The organism is Hymenobacter psoromatis (genome assembly GCA_001596155.1).
GTDB lineage: Bacteria > Bacteroidota > Bacteroidia > Cytophagales > Hymenobacteraceae > Hymenobacter.
Genome location: CP014771.1, coordinates 4,498,210 through 4,511,419, shown reverse-complemented (window position 1 = coordinate 4,511,419; position 13,210 = coordinate 4,498,210). Strand labels below are relative to the sequence as shown.

The following is a 13,210-nucleotide window of genomic DNA, read 5'->3' as shown; positions in this document are numbered from 1 at the left end:
GGCGCAAAAATGTTCAGCCTCGCCTACCGGCCCCTTAAAACTGCCCCTCGGCCCCGCCGCCGCCCGAGTGGCCGCCGCCAAACTGGAAGCCGGCTTCGGGCGCGGCGGGCGCGTGAGCAGTTTCGGCGGTGATGAAGGTTTCGAGCTTGAAGTGGGGGTCCGCGTCTTCATCGGCGGCGGCGGTGAGGCCGTGGCGCGGCGCGCGCAGGTAGCGCAGCGCGGCCAGGGCCACGGCCAGCAGTACCGCTCCGCCGATAGCCGACGCTACCGCCGGCGGCAACAGCGCGTGGTACGTGCGCAGCGTGAAGAGGGAAAACGCCACCGCCAGCAGGCCCATATTCAATAGTAACCGGTCGTGGCGGCGCAGGCCCAGGGTTATATATAACAAGGGAATAACCGCCGTGAACAGCCAGAACAGGAAGGCCAGCGGAATCTCGGCTGAGGGGCTACCTCCGCCCAGCAGTTCGGCGTTGCCCTCGCGCACCACTAGGTAGTTGCCGGCCAGGTAGAACACGGCCAGGCCCAGCGTGCGCAGCACCAGTCCGGCCGAGCGGTAGTAGAAATAATCGGCCCGCGCCGGCAGCCCGCGCAGTGCCAGCAGCAGCGCGCCGCTGGCCGTCATCACGGCGAAGGGTAGAAGCAAGCGGCCGGTGCTGCTTTGCAGCAGGCCATTAGCCAGTAGGGCTAAGGCCGTTACGAACGTGGCGGCGGCCACTACCGGGTCGGCGTAGCGCAGTAAGGCGGCTAATAGGGCCAGCAGCACGGGCAGCAGCCACAGCCAGAGGTTGGAGCTGCCGAGCGAGTCGGATAGCAAATCGCGCAGCCCATACGCCACCAGAAAACCCCAGGCCAGCAGCGCGCAGTACAGCAGCGCGTTATCGAGACCCGAGCGGTAGTGACGGGAATTTCGGATGACCAGCTCCAGGCCGGCCAGGCACCCGACCAGCGCCAGCACGCCGTAGAGCAGCGGACTGACCTCCAGCCCCGTCATCAAGCCTACCATCCCTAGCAGGCTGCTAATTCCGAAGAGCGCGGCCCCGAAGAGGCCGATGCGCAAAAACAATACTGGCCGCTCGTAGCCCACCGGGTACGCGGTTTCAATGGCGGCTTGCTGGGCGGCCGTTAGCAGGCCGCGGCGCTGCCAGCGCCGGGCGGCTTGGCGCAGGGCATCGTGTTCGGCCCAAGCTAGGGGGTAGGCGTACCAACTCATTTGAGGCGGAGGATTTTTTTAATTTTGACAAAAAACAACACCAGCGCGCCCAGCGTGAGCGGAAAGTAGAGCGTACCCAAGCCAAACAGCAAATCCTCCAACTGCCCTACTGCCAGCAACCGATACAGGCCCGCCGTGCCCACCACGTAGCCGTAGCCCACGGCCAGCAGCAGAAATAAATACGACTGCGTGCGCCGGGCATACCAGAACAACCCCGCGCAAATGCCCAGCACCAGCAGCCAGCAGCCGAACGCCGCTAGCCCCGTGCGCTCAAAAAACAAGTTGGTAGCCGCCAGCAAGGCTAGATTGCTACCCAGCAGCAGATATGTATAAGCAAAATGCGCCTTTAGCCGCCAGCGCTCCGAGGCCAGCCCGGCGGCCACCAGCACCAGGCCCAGCCCCAGCGCCGGCCGGCTGAGGGCGGCCTGAAAATAATCGGCGTTCTGGAACACCGCCAGCGGGGCCACGCTCACCCCGACCCAGGCGGCCAGCGCCGTGACGGCCATGCTGAGTACGCCCCGGTGGTCGTAGCGGTAGGCTAGCCCGAAAAACAACGCGGCCGGCAGCAGCGTCACCAGCCCATAGCGGGTGCCAAATACGCCGTAGGCGTATTGCACGTAACCTTCGAGCACCAAAAACAGGAGGCAGCCGAGCAGCAGCAGGTAGTCGGCCGCGATGGAGGTGCGCGGGGCCTCGCCCCAGGTAAAGGCCGGCCGGTGCCGCGCCGCGTAGGCAAAGATACCCGCCATCAGCAGAGCAATGAGGGCCGTAATGGCTTCCTGGCCCAGGCTATCGCGGTTTTCATAGATGAGCACGCCCAGGCCGCCCACCAGCAGCACGCTGCCCAAGTAAAGCAGCGCCCGCAACTCGTAGTGCAGCGAGAAGGGCCGGGTGCGCTCGTCGTCGGCAATGCTGGCGGCCTGGGCGGGGGGTAGCAAGCCGTCGGCGGTTAGCTGGGCCAGCAGGCGGGTGGTGTAGGCCATAAAGAATGGGAGCAAGGGTAGATACTTGGTGTAAACATAGGCGAGAAGCTGTACTTTGCAGAGCCCTACCCCTAACTGCCAGCGGCCCGGCCGCGTAAAAGAGGCTACCCTACCCCCTCCCTTTCGTTTATGGCCGAATTACGCATTCAACCCAAAAAATCATCCCCTAGCCCCTGGCTGGTTGTTGCGCTGGCCGTGCTGCTGCTGGCTGCGGCCGCTTATGCCTACCTGCGCCTCAATAAGGCCGATGAGCCAATGCCCCACCAAACGGAGATAGGGACGCCCCTCGTGCCTATCGACAGCCTGGCTCAGAATAGTGCTGGTGCCAGTGCTCCCTCCCCACCAGTCCCTGACTCGGTGGCAGCCGGCCTTGCCAGCGAGGCACGCACGATGCTCTTGAACCTTAGCCCTAAGCTCACGCAGCTGGCCGACCGCGCCGACCTGCGCGACGACGCGGCCATCAGAGAGCAGCGCGATAACTACACCAGCGCCACCGCCCGCCTCGCCGACGGCGACCCACGGGCCGGCCTGCGCCCCGGCCTGGTGGCTGCCGCCAACCTGCTGCTGGCCGTGCAGCAAAAAGGCTACCCCAACCTGCAAACGGAGGTCAGCGCGCTCAGCCTGCAAGCCAACCAGCTTTCGGGCCGAGATGCCACGCCCGACGAGCAGGCTCAAAACCGCGCCTACCTCACGCAGCTTACTACGTTGCTCAACACGATGAGCTACCCTGCCAAGGACGTTTTGTAATCCCTACCCCCCATGAGTAGCCCCGTTTTGCGCCGCCTGCGCGACCTTCCTACTTTCGAGTTGGTGGCCAGCGACCCCGACCCACGCGGCTGGACCGTGCGCGGCAGCGATGGCCAGTCGCTCGGCACTGTGAATGAACTACTGGCCGACCCGGTATCGCAGCGCATTCTGTACCTCGATGTGGTGCTGGTGGGCGGCCTGCCCGGCGTGCCCGCGCCGCGGCCCCACACCGAGCAGCGCATTCTGCTGCCAATGGCCGCCGTGCATCTCGATATCGAGGGCAACAGCGTTTTCGTCACGGCCCTCAGCCGCGAAACGGTGCATGCCTACCCCCCCTTCATCGACTTCATGCTGCCACCCGAGTTTGAGGAAGAAATGCGGGAGAAGCTGGGGCTGAGCAGCTAGCGGATAGCATCTACGCAGCGAAGAGCCCGGCTACCTCCGTCGTTGAACGACAGAAGTGGCCGGGCTCTTCGCTGATTACGAGATTATTAACTTGCCTTTATCATTTCGGCCACGGCCGTTACCCACTGCGGCTCCGAGTTTAGCGAGGGCACCAGCTGCCAGTGTTCGCCGCCGTTTTCTTCGAATAATTCCCGGAATTCCGTGCCTACTTCGATGGTCGTTTCGAGGCAGTCGGCAACAAAGGCCGGCGAAAAGGCCAGTACGCTCTTAATGCCTCTGGCCGGAAATTCCTTGAGCACCTCGTCGGTGTAAGGCTTCAGCCAGGGGTCGCGCAAGCGGCTTTGCAGGCGGCTCTGGAAGGTTACGGTGTACTGGTCGTCGCGCAGGCCCAGGCCCGCCGCCACCAGCCGCGAGGTGGCAAAGCACTGCGCCCGGTAGCAATACTGGTTGGCCGGCGTTAGCGAGTTGCAGCAGGCCCCAAACTGGCAGTAGTTGGTGGGGTCGCCTTTTTTCACGTGCCGCTCCGGAATGCCGTGGTAACTCAATACTACATGGTCGAACGAGCGCTCGGCCATTGCGGCGCGGCCCCGCGCCACAATGCTGGCAATAAAGCCCGGCTCCGTAGCAAACTGGCTGATAAAGTTAATGCTGGGCACTATCCACCAGTCTTTTACAATGTCCATCACCTTTTCCTGCACCGAGCCGGTGCTGGCCGCCGCGTACTGCGGAAAGAGGGGCAGGACGATGATGCGGTTCACGGCCGCTTTGCGCAGCTCTTCCAGCGCCGTCTCGATGCTGGGCTTCTGGTAGCGCATGCCGAAGGCCACCACGTAGTCCTCGCCCAGCGCTTGCTGCACGGCGGCTTTCAGGTCGAGGCCATGAAAAAGCAGCGGCGAGCCGCGCTCGGCATCCCAGAGCTGCCGGTAAATTTTGGCCGATTTCGGGGCGCGCAACGGCACCACCAGGCCCTGAAACAGGGGGTAGCGCACGGCCGCCGGCATATCCACGACGCGACCATCAGTGAGAAATTCGTTGAGGTAGCGGCGCACGTCGCTGGTTTGGGGCGAGTCGGGCGTGCCGAGGTTTACCAGCAGGACGCCAATGCGGCGGGTGGGGGTAGGCATAAATAAAGCAGGAGTTACTATCATACAAAATTACGGGCGGGTGGTTCGAATGGCGGCCCGTATTTTCGGCCGCGCCCTGCGAGGCTACATCCGCTTATGCCCCCTACCGCCACCTTATCGGCTGCCTCGGCTGCCCTGCTGCTACACGCCGCCGCCCAGCGCGGGGCCGACCCGGCCGCCTTGTGCCGGGCCGTGCCCCTTGATGCCAGCCAGCTTCATCATCCCGATGCCCGCCTGCCCATCGCAGCCATGCAGCGCCTGTGGCAACTCGCTATTGAGGCCACCGCCGACCCCTATCTCGACTTACATCTGGCCGAGCAAACCAACCCCGCCGCCTTCGGGATACTATCCTATGTGCTCATGCACAGCCCTACTCTGGGGACCGCTATGCAGCAGCTCTGCTGCTACCAGGATATCGTGTGCAACGGCACCCGCACCAGCCTGCGCCGCCTGGGGGCCAGCATTGAGCTGGTAATAGAAATTACCAGCCCGGCCATTATTTATCCCCATTTTGTGCTCAACTCCGAACTGCTGGTGTGCCTGCGCATCCTGCGGATGCTGAGCGGCCAGCCCCTGGTACCCGAGGCCGTGCGCCTGGCTTACCCCGCGCCGGCCGCCAGCCACGAGCACGCCCGTGTGTTTGCGCCCGCGCCGATTCAATTCGGAACCCCCGACTCAGCCCTGCGCCTGCCGGCCGCCGTGCTCGACCTGCCCGTGCTCAACGCTGACCCACAACTACTGGCCATGATGGAGCCGCACGCTGCCGCTCTGCTGGCTCGCCTACACCAGCCTGCCAGCCTGCCCGACCGCGTGCGAGCCGAACTGGTGCGTCTGCTCAAGGGAGCAGTCCCTACCCTGTCCACCGTGGCCGATGCCCTGTGCCTTGCCCCCCGCACCTTGCAGTTGCACTTGCGCCAAGCCGGCCACAGCTACCAGCAGCTGCTCGACGAGGTACGTCGCGAGCTGGCCGAGCGCCACCTGCGCGAAAATCACCACAGCACCACCGACATCGCTTTCTTATTGGGCTTCGCTGAGCCGAGCGTATTCGTGCGCTCCTTTCGGCGCTGGACGGGCCAGACGCCCGGTGCCTTTCGGCAGCAGCGGGCGGGACTTATGAGGTAGCCCCCCTCCCCAACTAGCTCACCAGTTCCCGGTTGGCATCGACCCAATATCCCAGACCCACGAATAGCCACAGCAGTTGGCCGCCCCAGGCGATGGCCGCCACACTGGCCGGGGCCGGGCCAAGCTCACTCCCCAGATAAGAAGCCACCAGCAGGCCCACCAGTATCCACAGGCCGTAGCGGCCGGCGCGGGTACGGGGCCGGGTGCGGCGCACGTACACCCAGAGGCCGGCCAGCAGCGCTCCCAGTTCCAGGAGCAGCGTGGCGGGCAGGTAGTTCCAGAGTCCCAAACCCACCTCGGGCGAATGACCAGGATAGAAGGGCAGGTCGGGGCGGTGCATGAGCAGGTCGAGTAGCCAGTGGCTGGGCACCAGCAGGCCCACCAGCAGCGCCCCGCGCCAGTTATGCCGCAGCAGGCCATAACCCAGGCCCAGCGCCAAACCAAGCAGCAACTGCGCCAACAGACTATGCGAAAAGGGATAATACACAAAATCAAAGGGCGAAGCGGCCATCAGACCGGGCTTTATTTCTACGCGCTCTACGCCCAGCAGCAGCAGCGTGGGCCACAGCAAATCAGCTAGTTGCGCCGCCAGAAACAGGGTACCCAACGATACGCGCGGTTGCAGGGGCTTGGCGGCAAAACCAACTCCGAAATGACCTAAAAACATGGCAGAAAATCTGAGGGTGTTTGTTCAGCACAAAGGTCCTAGCGGCTGCCCCTGGGTTTACTGATGGTTTCCGTAAATCGAATTGACTTTTCGCGCAAGCGGTTCTGTCCTCTGCGGGTGCTTCTTGCCCTAGCTCTTTATTTCGACAAGCAGCGAGTAAACCCTACGCCAACTGTTGGAGCTATATAGCCAAAACCTGGAACCAGCTCTCCCTTTCCTTGTCGGAAAGAGTGCCGAATGGATACGGCATCCTCACGCCGACCGGCTGCTTTGTTCCAATTCCACCAGCGGCTGGCCACTAAAAATTTCGTACCTTTGCAGGCTGATTTTCAAAACTATCCTTACAATTATCTACTGTGAATCCTGAACCTAAGCCTCACCGTGCCGGCTTTGTCAGCATCATTGGCAAGCCCAACGTGGGCAAATCTACGCTGATGAATGCGCTGGTGGGCGAGCGCCTGAGCATTGTAACGAGCAAGGCCCAGACCACGCGCCATCGCATTCTGGGTATTCTCAACGGCGACGATTTTCAGCTCATCTACTCCGACACGCCCGGTATTATCCAGCCCAAATATGAGCTGCACAACGCCATGATGGCCTTCGTGTATTCGTCTTTGGAAGATGCCGACGTGATTCTGTTCGTCACCGACATCTACGAAAAGTACGACGAGGAGCCCGTGATTGAGCGCCTGCGCAAAACGGAGGACACGCCTATCTACATCCTGGTCAATAAGATAGACCAGGCCAACCAGGCCGACGTGGAAGCCAAGCTCGCCTACTGGAAAGAGCAGCTGCCCAATGCCACCGACGTGCTGCCCATCTCGGCCCTCAACGCCTTCGGCACCGAGCGCGTGTTGCAGCTGGCCCTCGAAAGCCTGCCCATTCACCCGCCCTACTACCCCAAGGACGAGCTTACCGACAAGCCCGAGCGCTTTTTCGCTGCCGAAATGGTGCGCGAAAAAATCTTCAAGCTCTACAAAAAAGAGGTGCCTTACAGCTGCGAGGTCGCCATCGAAGAGTTCAAGGAAGACGACGACATTATCCGCATTCGCGGCGTCATTTACGTGGAGCGCGACAGTCAGAAGGGCATCATCATTGGGGCCAAGGGCGAGGCTCTGAAGAAAGTCGGTACCTGGGCCCGCGAGGAAATGGAGAAGTTTTTTCAGAAAAAAGTGTTCCTGGAATTGTTCGTGAAAGTGAACGCGAACTGGCGCACCGATGCCAAGGCGTTGAGCCGATTCGGGTATCAGTAGCAACCACCGCTTTTGTCATTGCGAGCAAAGCGAAGCAATCGCACCAAGCCGATACGCACGCCAGTCGTTCGCCTATCGTGCGGATACGATTGCCGCGCTGCGCTCGCAATGACGAACGTTTCAGACTTACGCTTATAAAATTCGACCATTTTAACCCCTAACTACTCCGGGTACTGCCGCGCCATTGGTCGGGCCGGCGGCTGGAGCCAACTACATGAATACCATTGCAATAGTGGGCCGCCCCAACGTGGGCAAGTCCACCCTGTTCAACCGCTTGGTGGGCCGCCGCCAGGCCATTATGGACAACCAAAGCGGGGTAACCCGCGACCGCCACTACGGCTACGGCGACTGGATTGGCCACAACTTTACCGTCATTGACACGGGCGGCTACGTCCACAACTCGGACGATATTTTCGAGAGCGAAATCAACCGCCAGGTGAAGCTGGCCATTGACGAGGCCGACGTTATCCTGTTCATGGTCGATGCCGACGCCGGTGTGCAGGGCCTCGACGAAGAATTTGCCGAAGTGCTGCGCCGCTACATCGGCAAAAAGCCAATCTACCTGGTTGCCAATAAGGCCGATACCAACTTACGTGCCCAAGGCTCGGGCGAATTTTACGCGCTGGGCCTCGGCAATACGGAAGTATTTGCCATTAGCTCAGCGAATGGCTCGGGCACCGGCGAATTGCTGGATGCCGTGGTCAGCCACTTCGAGGAAGTGGGCGAGGAAGAGCCCAACGCCGGCCTACCCCGCATTGCCGTGCTGGGCCGCCCCAACGTGGGTAAGTCGTCGTTTGTCAACCTGTTGCTGGGCGAAGAGCGCAGCATCGTGACCGACATTGCCGGCACCACCCGCGACTCGATTGAAGCCAAGTACAGCGCTTTCGGCCACGAGTTTATGCTGGTCGATACGGCCGGCTTGCGCCGCAAGGCGCGCGTGAACGAGGACGTCGAGTTTTACTCCAACATGCGCACCCTGCGCGCGATGGAGGCCAGCGACGTGTGCGTGGTTATGCTCGACGCCAGCCGCAGCATCGAAGCCCAGGACGTGAGCATTATCGCCTTGGCCGACAAGAATCGCAAGGGAATCGTTATTCTGGTGAATAAGTGGGACTTAATCGAGGGCAAGGAGACGAATACGGCCCGCGATTTTGAAGCCAAAATCATGGAGAAAATCGCGCCCATCGCCTACCCCCCCGTTTTGTTCGTGTCGGTGCTCAACAAGCAGCGGGTGCATAAAGCGCTGGAAGTCATCATGGAAGTGTATGCGAACAAGCGCAAGAAAATCCCGACTTCGCAGCTCAACGACGTGATGCTGAAGGAGATTGAGAAATACCCACCGCCCATTCAGAAAGGCAAGATGGTGCGCATCAAGTACGCTACCCAGCTGCCCACGCACAACCCGGTGTTTGCCTTTTTCTGCAACCTGCCGCAGTATATCCCTGATTCCTACGCCCGCTACCTCGAAAACCGCATGCGCGAGCATTTTGACTTCAAGGGAGTGCCCATCGGGCTGGCTTTTCGGAAAAAGTAAGTTTTTGATGAAGTATTGGGTTACCTCCGCAGTAGCTAAGTATTAAGGGTGGAAACTATCAAAAAACCCTTTCCAACCTAACACCATGAAAAAAGTACTGTTTCTCGCCGTTGCTGCCATGTCACTGTCGCTCGCCTCGTGCGACAGCAAAAAAGAAGATGCTATGGAAGCTCAAGGCAACGCGGTGAAAGCTGAAGGCGAAGCCAAAGCTGACGCTATGGAAGCTAAGGCAGATGTCGTTCGCGACTCGGCCGACAAGAAAGGCGAAGCTATCGGCGACGCTGCTGACGCGAAAGACCCTAAGTAACAGCTTGATAATAACCACGCTGGTTATTATCAAGCACCTAAAAAAAGCTCTGCCTTCACGGACAGAGCTTTTTTTAGGTGCTTGATGGGCAGAAAATTGCTGGCATGTATTTTGAAACCGTAGAGCAGGCATTTATGGCATCAGCCGCTTGCCAAACTCCACTTACTGTATTATTCAAAGTACGTTTTGCATCAAAATTAGTCAAGCCAACGTACTAAGAGTGCAAAATCTCCCCTATCTTTCCGCATACCTTCACCGATTACCATGAAAAACATTCTTTTCGTAGCCCTGCTGGCTGGCGCCTCAGCGGTTGAAGCCGCCCCGCTTACATCGTCGTCAGCCTTGCCCCTAACTATCAAGCAAACATCTCCGGAACAGGCTCCGATGAGCAAAGCCGAACTGAAGCGTCGGCGCAAGCTGCGCAAGCAAAATGGCCCCGAAGTATATAAAGGCTCCGTAGCCGAGCAGAACCGTATCATTACCGATGCGGCAGGCTCACAAAAGGACGATGGGGAAGTAGCCTCTCCTAAAGGCCACAAGAACAAGAAAAAGGAATAGTAGCGCTTACTATTCTGCGCAAAGAAGGGATGCAGAAGCCGGCACATGCCGGCTTCTGCATCCCTTCTTTGTGGGTCCCTACCCCCCTTGCGCCGCCCCTTGGTGGGTGGGGAGGCTACTTAGCCAAGCCGCCGCCGCAACAGACCATCGACTTCTTCGAACAGGCGGCGCGGCTCGTAAGTGCGCCAGGGCAAATCGTCGAGCGTGCCCCCAAAATTGATGTAGTGGTCGAGGTTATATTGCCCCATTTCGCGGCGCACGTGGTCCTGAAAGTTGACGCCCGCAATCCAGCCATCTTCCACATCCTCAAACCACTCCTCATAATAGCTATCGTCGGAGCCGTGGAAATTGAATACGTTTTCGCCAATGAGAATGAACCGCCGGATGCCTTCGTGCACCAGCACATCCAGGATGCTGCGCTTGAGCTGCATGATGTCGTTCTCAATAGCGTCGTTCCATTCGCCGATAAACTCCAGAATGGCACCCCCATCATCGTAATCGACCCACAGAATCTTGAAAAACAGTGTATCCGATTCGATACTATCCCACTGAGGATGAATGTAGTAGCCGTAAATAGTATTGCTATACGTATCGAGGCTATATTCGGCACCGAAGAGCGGCGAGCGCGGGTCTTCGGCAGCTGAATACTGCTCAATCCAATTGTAATGGGGTTCGATGGTGTGCATGGCCTTCTCTTTAGTTGCTGGTTCCTGGTTGCTGGTTTCTAGTTGTCGTTCAAACCAGCAACTAGAAACTACCAACCAGGAACGCGAAGTTCACCTTGCGGCGGCCAGAGCGGCCCGCACCGAGCCGTGCTGGCGCAGCAAGTCGGCCGCTTCGGCGGCCGGAATGGCCAGCTCGTCCATCAACATGCGCTGGCCGCGCTCCACGAGCTTATCATTGCTGAGCTGCATGTCCACCATTTTGTTACCTTTCACGCGGCCCAGCCGAATAAAAGTGGCCGTAGTCAGCATGTTGAGCACCAGTTTTTGCGCCGTGCCCGCTTTCAGGCGCGTGCTGCCCGTGATGAACTCGGGGCCGGTAACTACCTCCACCGGAAACTCGCAGGCCGCCGCGACGGCCGAGCCGGCGTTGCAGACCACGCAGCCGGTGGCGAGGCCAGCGGCGCGCGCCGCTTGCAGGCCGCCTATCACGTAGGGCGTGCGGCCCGAAGCGGCTATGCCCACCAGCACGTCCTTCTCATTGGCGTTAAACTGCTGTAAATCAGCCCAGGCCTGCGTAGCATTATCCTCAGCGCCTTCTACGGCTTGCCGAATGGCCCCGTCGCCGCCGGCCATGATGCCGACTACCCGCCCGGCCGGCACCCCAAACGTGGGCGGGCACTCGGAGGCATCTACTACCCCCAGCCGGCCGCTCGTGCCAGCCCCAATGTAGAATAGCCGGCCTCCGGCGCGCAGCCGCGCCACCACGGCCTCCACCAGCGCTTCGACTTGGGGTAGAGCCTTTTGCACAGCCAGCGGCACGGTCTGGTCGAGTTGGTTCAGGCCCGCCAGCAGGGCAGCGGTGGGTAGCGTTTCGAGGTTGTTGTAGGCAGAGGTAGTTTCGGTGGTCATGGGGCGAATGTAGGGTAAGCTTTAGGCGTGCAGGGTAAGCTTTAGCTGCCGGGTTATCGGCAGGAAGATGGCAACGCACGGCAAGCTAAAGCTTACCGCACATTTGCTGAAGCTTACCCTACGCGAGCTTGCCGATTATCTGAAATTTATCAAAAACGGTGGCGATGTGCGGCGCGTCTTCGTCCAGCTCGCGGGTGAGGTCCTGGCCGGCCCAGTGCTCGTAGTGGTTGCCGCGCTGCCAGAGCCGCGAGCGGCCAACATCGTAGATATTGCCCTGATACGCCACCCAGATTTCGTCGCGGTCCTGGCCATTGCGCAGGGCTAACTGGCTGCGAGTGTAGGTTTTTAGCTCCTGGTTTTTATAAGTTTCTGGTTCCTGGTTCATAAATTCTAGTTAATATATTCATTTTTTTGCTAATTATAAGTTATTTATAGAAAAAGTGCGAAATCGAAACAAGAAATTACGAATCAGGAAGTTATAAAAATCAGAAACTACCCTAATAATGCCTGGGTCCGAATCCAGCGCTGGGGCAGGTCGCCCTGGGCGGCGTGCAGGTAGTCCTGATGGGTGCAAGGAACAATGCGCTTTACGGCCTGGTCGGCGAGGCTTTCGACTTCCATCCACCACTTGTCGGTGTCGGCCCGGCGCGACTTGTAAAATACCAGTTCGTTGGGCTCATCGCGGCCGTTGCCGGGCAGCACCAGCGTGTAGGTGAGGAAGCGGTAGGTGCCAAAACCGGTTTCGGGCTTGCGGTGGTAGTAGCCTTCCATAAAGTACCAGAGCATGGTGGCCAGCGTGGCGGCAGCCAGCCCGTGCGGGTCGTGGTCGGGCCGGTAGCCATACAAGCCAATGGAAGTAAGCTGCTCATTATGACCCGCGTACCAGCAGAGCTGAGCGGCATCCTCATTGCTGAGGCCAAACGGGCTGGCCGGGTAGTAGCCCGGCGCATCCTGCCAGCGAATGGCGGCAATATCGACACTCAGAAAATTTGCCTGACGCAGCACGGGCTCGGCCAGGCGGCGGTCGGTGCGCAGCTCGCCCACGCTCATGGTTTCGAAGTACAGCTTTTCGAAGGCGGCCAGCACCTCGGGCGGCGTCAGGTACTGCTGGTGCGCCAGGTGGGCGCAGCTAAACACGAAGTTGGGCGTGTGCGTGAGCACGCGGCGCAGATGGCTGTCTTCGGGCGCGGCATACGGGCCGGGCATGGCCATATCAGGCCGCGAATCGACCACCGCGAAATTGATGGCGGGCACGGCCTCATGCTGCGGCTCGTAGGCCAGAAACTGCCCGTAGTCGAGGTCGTGGCCGCCGCCCAGCAGCAGGGGTAGAGTGTTGACTTCGAGCAGAGTCCGCACAATCTCGCGCAGGCGCTGGTAGGTGTCTTCCAGGCTGAGGCCGGGGCGCAGGTTGCCCAAATCCACGAGGCGGAGCGGGCTGGTGCCGCGCTGGAGCTGATAAAAGCGTTCGCGCACGCGGTTGGCGCCATGCTGGCCGGCCGGAGGCGGCCCGGCCGCCGTGCCGCGCCACTCGTCGAGGCCAATGAGCGCCAAGTCGGCCGTGCGCCAGTCCGGAAAGTCTTCGGCAAAGCGCGTGGCGTAGGCCGCTACGGTGGTCGGGGCGGGGGTAGGGCCAGTCAGCTCGTCGGGCAGCGGGTCAAAAAAAAGGGCCAGATTCATGCAGCAAGCGCCACGGGGCGCGACCAAATTTACGCCTTGTCCGCTCCCA

The 13,210-nt window shown here is 60.3% G+C and carries 14 protein-coding genes; 6 read left to right on the top strand and 8 right to left on the bottom strand.

Annotated elements, in window-relative coordinates; all coding sequences use genetic code 11:
* Positions 1 to 34 precede the first annotated feature (34 nt).
* Together A0257_19150 and A0257_19145 are read right to left on the bottom strand one after the other, a co-directional pair.
* Positions 35 to 1,210 (bottom strand): hypothetical protein, encoded by a 1,176-nt coding sequence (locus A0257_19150; GenBank protein ID AMR29008.1) that lies wholly within the window; start codon positions 1,208 to 1,210, stop codon positions 35 to 37.
* A complete protein-coding gene (locus A0257_19145) occupies positions 1,207 to 2,193 on the bottom strand; it encodes a hypothetical protein (protein ID AMR29007.1) in 987 nt (328 codons plus the stop codon). The genes A0257_19150 and A0257_19145 overlap by 4 nt, the downstream gene beginning before the upstream one ends.
* 129 nt (positions 2,194 to 2,322) lie before the next feature.
* Between A0257_19145 and A0257_19140 the strand changes: the two genes are divergently transcribed.
* Positions 2,323 to 2,940 carry a hypothetical protein gene (locus A0257_19140; protein AMR29006.1) on the top strand — a complete coding sequence of 206 codons (618 nt, stop codon included), beginning with the start codon at positions 2,323 to 2,325 and terminating at the stop codon, positions 2,938 to 2,940.
* 12 nt (positions 2,941 to 2,952) lie between these two features.
* Entirely contained in the window at positions 2,953 to 3,345 is a 393-nt protein-coding gene (locus tag A0257_19135) for a hypothetical protein (GenBank protein AMR29005.1), read from the top strand.
* Between the two features lie 86 nt (positions 3,346 to 3,431).
* Here A0257_19135 and A0257_19130 read toward each other — a convergent pair whose 3' ends face one another.
* Positions 3,432 to 4,493, bottom strand: a complete 1,062-nt coding sequence (locus A0257_19130) for a ferrochelatase (protein AMR29004.1) — start codon at positions 4,491 to 4,493, stop codon at positions 3,432 to 3,434.
* A gap of 72 nt (positions 4,494 to 4,565) precedes the next feature.
* Between A0257_19130 and A0257_19125 the strand changes: the two genes are divergently transcribed.
* A complete protein-coding gene (locus tag A0257_19125; protein ID AMR29003.1) occupies positions 4,566 to 5,591 on the top strand; it encodes an AraC family transcriptional regulator in 1,026 nt (341 codons plus the stop codon).
* Positions 5,592 to 5,604: 13 nt separating this feature from the next.
* Here A0257_19125 and A0257_19120 read toward each other — a convergent pair whose 3' ends face one another.
* Complete coding sequence (locus A0257_19120) at positions 5,605 to 6,258, bottom strand: hypothetical protein (GenBank protein AMR29002.1); 654 nt, start codon at positions 6,256 to 6,258, stop codon at positions 5,605 to 5,607.
* A 356-nt stretch (positions 6,259 to 6,614) separates the two neighbouring features.
* Between A0257_19120 and A0257_19115 the strand changes: the two genes are divergently transcribed.
* The 3 genes from A0257_19115 (at position 6,615) to A0257_19105 (ending at position 9,352) form a co-directional block, all read left to right on the top strand.
* Positions 6,615 to 7,511, top strand: a complete 897-nt coding sequence (locus A0257_19115) for a GTPase Era (GenBank protein AMR29001.1) — start codon at positions 6,615 to 6,617, stop codon at positions 7,509 to 7,511.
* A gap of 214 nt (positions 7,512 to 7,725) precedes the next feature.
* On the top strand, positions 7,726 to 9,045 hold the full coding sequence (locus A0257_19110; GenBank protein ID AMR29000.1) for a ribosome biogenesis GTPase Der: 1,320 nt from the start codon (positions 7,726 to 7,728) through the stop codon (positions 9,043 to 9,045).
* Between the two features lie 85 nt (positions 9,046 to 9,130).
* On the top strand, positions 9,131 to 9,352 hold the full coding sequence (locus A0257_19105) for a hypothetical protein (protein ID AMR28999.1): 222 nt from the start codon (positions 9,131 to 9,133) through the stop codon (positions 9,350 to 9,352).
* A 677-nt stretch (positions 9,353 to 10,029) separates the two neighbouring features.
* On the opposite strand, the gene A0257_19100 is transcribed toward A0257_19105, so the two are convergent.
* The 4 genes from A0257_19100 to A0257_19085 form a co-directional block, all read right to left on the bottom strand.
* Positions 10,030 to 10,596 carry a hypothetical protein gene (locus A0257_19100; protein AMR28998.1) on the bottom strand — a complete coding sequence of 189 codons (567 nt, stop codon included), beginning with the start codon at positions 10,594 to 10,596 and terminating at the stop codon, positions 10,030 to 10,032.
* A 90-nt stretch (positions 10,597 to 10,686) separates the two neighbouring features.
* Entirely contained in the window at positions 10,687 to 11,484 is a 798-nt protein-coding gene (locus tag A0257_19095) for an N-acetylmuramic acid 6-phosphate etherase (GenBank protein AMR28997.1), read from the bottom strand.
* A gap of 118 nt (positions 11,485 to 11,602) precedes the next feature.
* Positions 11,603 to 11,869, bottom strand: coding sequence for a cytochrome b5 (locus tag A0257_19090; GenBank protein ID AMR28996.1), 267 nt, complete (start codon positions 11,867 to 11,869; stop codon positions 11,603 to 11,605).
* Between the two features lie 107 nt (positions 11,870 to 11,976).
* Positions 11,977 to 13,161 carry a formiminoglutamase gene (locus A0257_19085; protein AMR28995.1) on the bottom strand — a complete coding sequence of 395 codons (1,185 nt, stop codon included), beginning with the start codon at positions 13,159 to 13,161 and terminating at the stop codon, positions 11,977 to 11,979.
* Positions 13,162 to 13,210 lie beyond the last annotated feature (49 nt).